Below are 6,112 nucleotides of genomic sequence, written 5' to 3' on the forward strand. Positions count from 1 at the left end.
AATGAACGTTGCCAAACCACTTCTTCTCATGATTTTAGATGGCTGGGGCCATCGTGATGCAATCGAAGGAAACGCCATCGCCCAAGCAAATTTGCCAAACTTCCGACGCTTGGAAAAAACTTACCCCCACACATTTCTCCAAGCATCAGGAGAAGCGGTGGGATTACCAGACGGTCAAATGGGAAATTCTGAAGTTGGGCATCTGAACATGGGTGCTGGGCGGGTAGTCTATCAGGAATTAACCCGAATCTTTAAAGCGATCAAAGATGATACCTTATTTACAAATCCCGTCATAATCGAAGCGATGGATCATGCTCACCTCCACAACAAGGCCTTCCACCTTGTGGGCTTACTCTCTGATGGAGGAGTTCATTCTCATATAGATCACTTGTTTGCCCTTCTGGAAATGGCAAAGAAACAAGGATTAGAAGAAGTGTATATCCACGTTATTCTTGATGGTCGCGACGTCTTGCCGCAGAGCGCCAAACTTTATATCACTCAACTGGAACAAAAAATTAGGGAACTGGGAATTGGTAAAATTGCCTCTGTAAGTGGCCGTTACTACGTAATGGACCGAGATCAACGCTGGGAACGCTTAGAAAAGGGCTACGAGGCCTTGGCTTTGGGCGAAGGAAAAAGCGCAGCTAGTGCCTTAGCAGCGCTGGAGAGTTCCTATGATCAGCGTGTGACGGATGAATTCGTGATTCCAACGGTGATTGTTGATCAGGACGAAAAACCAGTGGGTCCCATTCAAGAGGGTGACAGCGTACTCTTCTTTAACTTCCGTTCAGATCGGGCGCGGCAAATCGCTCATGCCTTCGTAGACGAAGAGGTTACAGGGTTTGAATGCCCCATCCACCCGCGAGTTCACTTTGTGTGTATGACTCAGTACGAGGATACAATCTGCGCACCAGTCGCGTTCCCGCAACAAAACCTGAAAAACACCTTGGGAGAAGTCCTTTCCCAACATGGGTTAAAACAGTTACGGATTGCAGAAACTGAAAAATACGCACATGTGACCTTCTTTTTTAATGGTGGGATTGAAGAAGCTAATCCAAATGAGGAACGAATCCTTATTCCTTCCCCAAAAGTCGCGACTTATAATCATCAGCCCGAGATGAGCGCCCCAGAATTGACCCAAACTCTCCTAGAAGAACTAAGGAAAAATACCTATGATGTGATCATCCTTAACTTTGCTAATCCGGATATGGTTGGGCATACGGGTGTCTTCGAGGCAACCGTCAAAGCGGTGGAGACGGTGGACCGATGTTTGGGTGAGATTGTTGAGGAACTCCAAAAAATGAATGGGACCCTCCTCGTTACGGCTGATCACGGGAATGCTGAGGAAAAGATAGATCCAAAGACAGAACTTCCTCTGACAGCCCACTCCACAAATTGGATTCCCTTCATTCTTGTCGATGATAGGTTTAAAGGGCAGAAGCTACGTGAGGGTGGTGCTCTGTGCGATGTTGCACCTACTCTACTTGAATTACTCAATATTCCAAAACCAGAGGAAATGACCGGAAAATCGTTAATCATGACTTAAGTTTTATACAGACCAGACAAGTATGTACTGCTTGATATGCCCAACAGCGCTTAAGTAAGTAAGTAAGTAAGTAAGGACTCCTGAAATAGGGTCTTTCTAGAATAAAGGGGGAAATTTTAATGAGCTTTATAACAGATGTTTACGCACGAGAGATCCTGGATTCTCGAGGGAATCCAACCGTAGAAGTTGATGTCGTTCTTACAGATGGAACCATAGGTCGTGCAGCTGTCCCTTCAGGCGCTTCCACTGGTGCTTTTGAAGCGGTTGAACTCAGGGACGGAGATAAAACCCGCTATATGGGCAAAGGGGTCTTGAAAGCTGTTGAAAATGTCAACCTTTTAATTAGCCCAGAAGTAGAGGGACTGAATCCTTATGACCAACCGGGGTTAGATCATTTGTTGAAGGAAATTGATGGCACTGATAATAAAGGGAAACTCGGAGCCAATGCGATTCTTGGAGTATCCATGGCGACAGCGAAAGCCGCTGCGGAATCCTTAGGCTTGCCTCTTTATCAATATTTAGGAGGGGTAAATGCCAAAGAACTTCCAGTCCCTATGATGAATATTTTAAACGGCGGCCAACATGCTGATAATAATGTGGATATTCAAGAATTTATGATCATGCCAGTTGGGGCGTCCAGTTTTGCAGAAGCGTTACGTATGGGAACAGAGGTATACCACAGTCTGAAGGCCGTCCTGAAGGAAAAATCTCTCGCTACAGCAATCGGAGATGAAGGTGGTTTTGCACCCAGCTTAGAATCTAACGAAGACGCGCTCTTGTGTATCGTTGACGCTATTCAAAGGGCAGGATATCAACCTGGTGAAGATATCGGATTGGCCCTGGATGTAGCCGCCACTGAACTTTATGAAAATGGAATGTATAACTTAGCAGGAGAAGGGGTTAAGAAGACCTCGGACGAAATGATTGATTTCTATGAGGGATTGATCAAGCGTTATCCCATTGTCTCTATAGAAGATGGCTTGGACGAAGAGGACTGGGAAGGCTGGCGCAAGATGACTGAACGTTTGGGAGATCGTGTACAGCTTGTCGGGGATGATCTGTTTGTAACGAACCCAGAACGTTTGGCTCGCGGGATCAAGGAGAAATGTGGTAACTCGATTCTTATCAAGCTTAACCAGATCGGGACCTTAACCGAGACTCTCGATGCCATCGAAATGGCCAAACGGGCAGGTTATACGTCAGTCGTCTCACATCGATCCGGCGAGACCGAAGACGTCACCTTAGCTCATGTTGCAGTTGCAGTCAATGCAGGCATGATCAAAACAGGTGCTCCAGCCCGGACCGAACGGGTTGCCAAATACAACGAATTGCTGCGCATAGAGGAAGAACTTGGGGATAGCGCAGTTTATCGTGGCCGAAAAGCGTTAGCTAGATAGGACTGGTAGATAGCCCAAGATTCAGGGATTTATTGAGTTTTAAGGGCACTTGTGCTAAAATAAAACTATTGATAATTTACAAGGTTGTAGTGATATATGACAATGGGTTATCTTAGGGGGTGAGTTATTTGCAAATTGCTTTAGTAATTCTTTTAATCCTCAGTTCATTAGGTCTGATTGCGGCTGTATTACTTCAGTCTGGAAGAAGTGCAGGATTATCTGGAGCTATTACTGGCGCTGGCGAGTCTATCTTTGGTAAAAAGAAAGGTATGGATGAATTATTCGCCAAACTCACGGGGGTTTTAGCAGGTGTCTTTTTGCTGAGTTCCTTGGGTCTAGCTATGATTGCTTAGTAAGAGAGTTCGAGTACTTCTTCAACTTATAGTATATTGTAAATAGATGATAGATTACTGCTCTTACTCTACTTTTCCGCTAATAAAGCCAAATCAAGGAGGGGCACTTCATACGAGGTGTCCTTCTGTGCTATTCTTTGTTCGATTCTAATACTTCTCTGGATAAAATGTGAAGTGCAGACTCTCTTCTATGGGATAGACCCCTCCTTCGCTAAAATAGTCTCAATGGTCGTTTTGCTGAACGATTTTACTTAATTATTGGCTACATAATAAACGAATTTCGGATATCGTACATCGTTTAAGGGGAGGATGTTCGAGTGGAACCACAAAGACGCTTGGTGGAACCCTTTTATTTTTCGGGGAATCGTGTTGGGTGCTTGCTCATTCATGGATTTTCGGGAGCTCCTTCGGAAATGCGTTGGCTGGGTGAACGGCTGGCTAAGTTTGGTTGGACGGTCCATGGAATTCGCCTTTCGGGGCACGGAACGACTCCAGAACAGATGGCAAAGACTCGCTGGGAAGACTGGGCTAAAGACGCCGAAGACGGAGTAAGAGAGCTAAGAGAGACGTGTGACACTGTAATCGGGGTTGGCCTATCTATGGGGGGATTGCTAACACTTCATTTGGCGACGCTTGGTTTGATTGACGGGATTGTTACCATGAATGCACCCATGGTGCTTGCCGATCGGAGAACTCGTTATGCTCCGCTTGTAAGACCCTTTGTAAAGTTTGTAGGAAAATTAACAGCTCCTGCGACCGGGACTGCACCAGGCCTTGAGCGCTTCGTCTATGACCGGATTCCAGTGGATGGCTTAATCTCCCTTAACCGAGGGATTCGTCAGGTGCGCAGCAAACTTTCTGCGATTACCTGCCCAGCCTTACTGATGCAAAGCAGAAAAGATTCTACAGTAAACCCAGTTAGTGTTCAAATCATTAAGAAGCAAATCCAGCACGTTAACCCAATTCTCCACTATTGGGAAAACTCCGGGCATATCCTAACTCTTGGACGGGAGCGAGAAGAGGTTGCGTTAAAGGTCCATGAATTTCTCTTGCAGTTCATGCCGCAGGAGTCAATATCTTAGTTGAGAAAGTATTCAATCATGTGAGAGGAAGCTGTGAAATGATGACACGGGAAGAAGCGTATTCAGAGTTAATCAAGTATGTAGACAATAAGAACTTATTAAAACATATGCTTTCAACAGAAATAGTCCTGATTCGTTTAGCTAAGCATTTTGATCAGGATCCAGATCTATGGGGAATGGCAGGTCTTCTGCATGACATCGATTATGAAGATACCAAAGAGCAGCCGGAGGTCCACTCTTTAAAGGGCGCAGAAATATTAGAAAGTATGGGTTTGCCACAAGAACTTGTCTATGCCGTGAAGGTTCACAATGAGCGGCATGGTTTACCGCGTATCTCCCTATTAGATAAAGCCCTTTATGCGACTGACCCGATGACAGGTCTTATCGTCGCTGGAGCTCTGATTCGACCGGACAAAAAGCTCTCGGGAGTAGATGTCCCGTTCCTACGCAAAAAGTTTGATCAAAAAGCCTTTGCCAAAGGAGCAGATCGTCAACAAATTCTCACCTGTAGTGAATTAGGACTTTCATTGGAGGAATTTCTAGGATATGGGCTTGAAGCAATGCAGGGAATTTCTATAGAGTTGGAACTTTAATTTAGTGGGAAGTTGAATTAATGGAAGTGCAGGTGGAAGTAGAAGTGGAATATATTAGTGTTGGGTTATGTAAAGTATCTAAGACATAGCTTGATACGAACAGGAAATTTATGGTATAATTAAACGCTTGGTGAAAGGAGGAGTCGTATGCCTTCGGAGGGAATTAAAATCGTTTCCGATAATCGTAAAGCGTTCCACGACTATTTTATTGAAGATAGAGTCGAGGCTGGAATCGTTCTTACCGGGACTGAAATAAAATCGATTCGTAACGGGAAGATCAACCTGAAAGATAGTTATGCACGTGTAACCAATGGCGAAGTATGGGTTCATCAAATGCATATCAGCCCTTATGAGCAGGGTAATCGGTTTAATCATGATCCACTACGGCCGCGTAAATTATTATTGCACCGTTCAGAAATTAATAAGTTAATCGGGAAAGTACAGCTTCAAGGCTTGACCCTTATTCCGACTAAGATGTATTTGAAAAAAGGGATGGCTAAGGTTGAATTAGGAGTCGGGCAAGGGAAGAAAAATTACGATAAGCGTCAGTCTCTAGCCGAAAAAGAGGGTAAACGCGATATTGAGCGAGCACTTAGAGAACGGAATAAAAACTACTAGAACGGATAAAGTCATAAATTTTAGTAATTTAGGTTTTTAATATTACTGCTTAGAAGAACTAATAAAGAACAATGGTTTTAGCGAATTTCCACTAAAATGCAGAGATACCATGGATATTCACCTATTCTTTATTCGCAAATGTGGTATACTATGCGTGTAGAAACTTTTACATGGGGGCGTTCTAGACTCGCTCGGGGAAGCGGTGGCAAAGGTTGCGCGTCGAGATTCCACCTGGTCTCGTTAAACGGTGGACCTAATAGTTAACGAAAACAATTACGCTCTAGCTGCTTAAGTGCCGCTAGCATCCTGCCTTCAGAACCTACGATGAAGAACCAGGGTGTCAATTAAGTAGGACGCTCTAATGTCAATGCTCGGAGACATTAGCTAAGATTATCGAGCTAGCCTGAACTGAATCCTGGCCTTTAGGAGTCAAGACTGGCGAAATTTAAATTAAAGGACACACGCGTAGACGCTTTTGTGGCAGCTCTTCGATACAGGGGTGCAAATCCCCTCGCCTCCGCCA

At 44.6% G+C, this 6,112-nt stretch carries 6 protein-coding genes and 1 other RNA gene; all 7 read left to right on the plus strand.

Translation table 11 applies throughout. From position 1 onward, the window contains the following. Position 1: 1 nt before the first annotated feature. The 7 genes from gpmI to ssrA all read left to right on the plus strand — a co-directional run bounded on the left by gpmI (position 2) and on the right by ssrA (position 6,112). The gene (gene gpmI, locus JL57_RS17390; protein WP_034143282.1) at positions 2–1,546 is read left to right on the plus strand and encodes a 2,3-bisphosphoglycerate-independent phosphoglycerate mutase; all 1,545 of its coding nucleotides are present in this window, start codon (positions 2–4) and stop codon (positions 1,544–1,546) included. Positions 1,547–1,665: 119 nt separating this feature from the next. Then, positions 1,666–2,943 (plus strand): phosphopyruvate hydratase, encoded by a 1,278-nt coding sequence (eno, locus tag JL57_RS17395; protein ID WP_034143283.1) that lies wholly within the window; start codon positions 1,666–1,668, stop codon positions 2,941–2,943. 128 nt (positions 2,944–3,071) lie between these two features. Continuing rightward, entirely contained in the window at positions 3,072–3,296 is a 225-nt protein-coding gene (secG, locus tag JL57_RS17400) for a preprotein translocase subunit SecG (protein WP_034143284.1), read from the plus strand. Positions 3,297–3,613: 317 nt separating this feature from the next. Further along, positions 3,614–4,378: a carboxylesterase gene (locus JL57_RS17405; RefSeq protein ID WP_034143285.1), complete on the plus strand. Its 765-nt coding sequence runs from the start codon at positions 3,614–3,616 to the stop codon at positions 4,376–4,378. A gap of 41 nt (positions 4,379–4,419) precedes the next feature. Continuing rightward, positions 4,420–4,971 carry an HDIG domain-containing metalloprotein gene (locus JL57_RS17410; RefSeq protein ID WP_034143290.1) on the plus strand — a complete coding sequence of 184 codons (552 nt, stop codon included), beginning with the start codon at positions 4,420–4,422 and terminating at the stop codon, positions 4,969–4,971. A 147-nt stretch (positions 4,972–5,118) separates the two neighbouring features. Then, positions 5,119–5,589, plus strand: coding sequence for an SsrA-binding protein SmpB (gene smpB, locus JL57_RS17415; protein WP_034143286.1), 471 nt, complete (start codon positions 5,119–5,121; stop codon positions 5,587–5,589). 172 nt (positions 5,590–5,761) lie between these two features. After that, positions 5,762–6,112, plus strand: a transfer-messenger RNA (tmRNA) gene (ssrA, locus tag JL57_RS34725).

It is taken from the genome of Desulfosporosinus sp. BICA1-9 (genome assembly GCF_000802135.1).

Excerpts from the sequence above, each read along its gene's own strand:
- smpB (WP_034143286.1), top strand. The coding sequence starts at position 5,119 with ATGCCTTCGGAGGGAATTAAAATCGTTTCCGATAATCGTAAAGCGTTC.
- JL57_RS17410 (WP_034143290.1), top strand. The coding sequence starts at position 4,420 with ATGACACGGGAAGAAGCGTATTCAGAGTTAATCAAGTATGTAGACAAT.
- gpmI (WP_034143282.1), top strand. The coding sequence starts at position 2 with ATGAACGTTGCCAAACCACTTCTTCTCATGATTTTAGATGGCTGGGGC.
- eno (WP_034143283.1), top strand. The coding sequence starts at position 1,666 with ATGAGCTTTATAACAGATGTTTACGCACGAGAGATCCTGGATTCTCGA.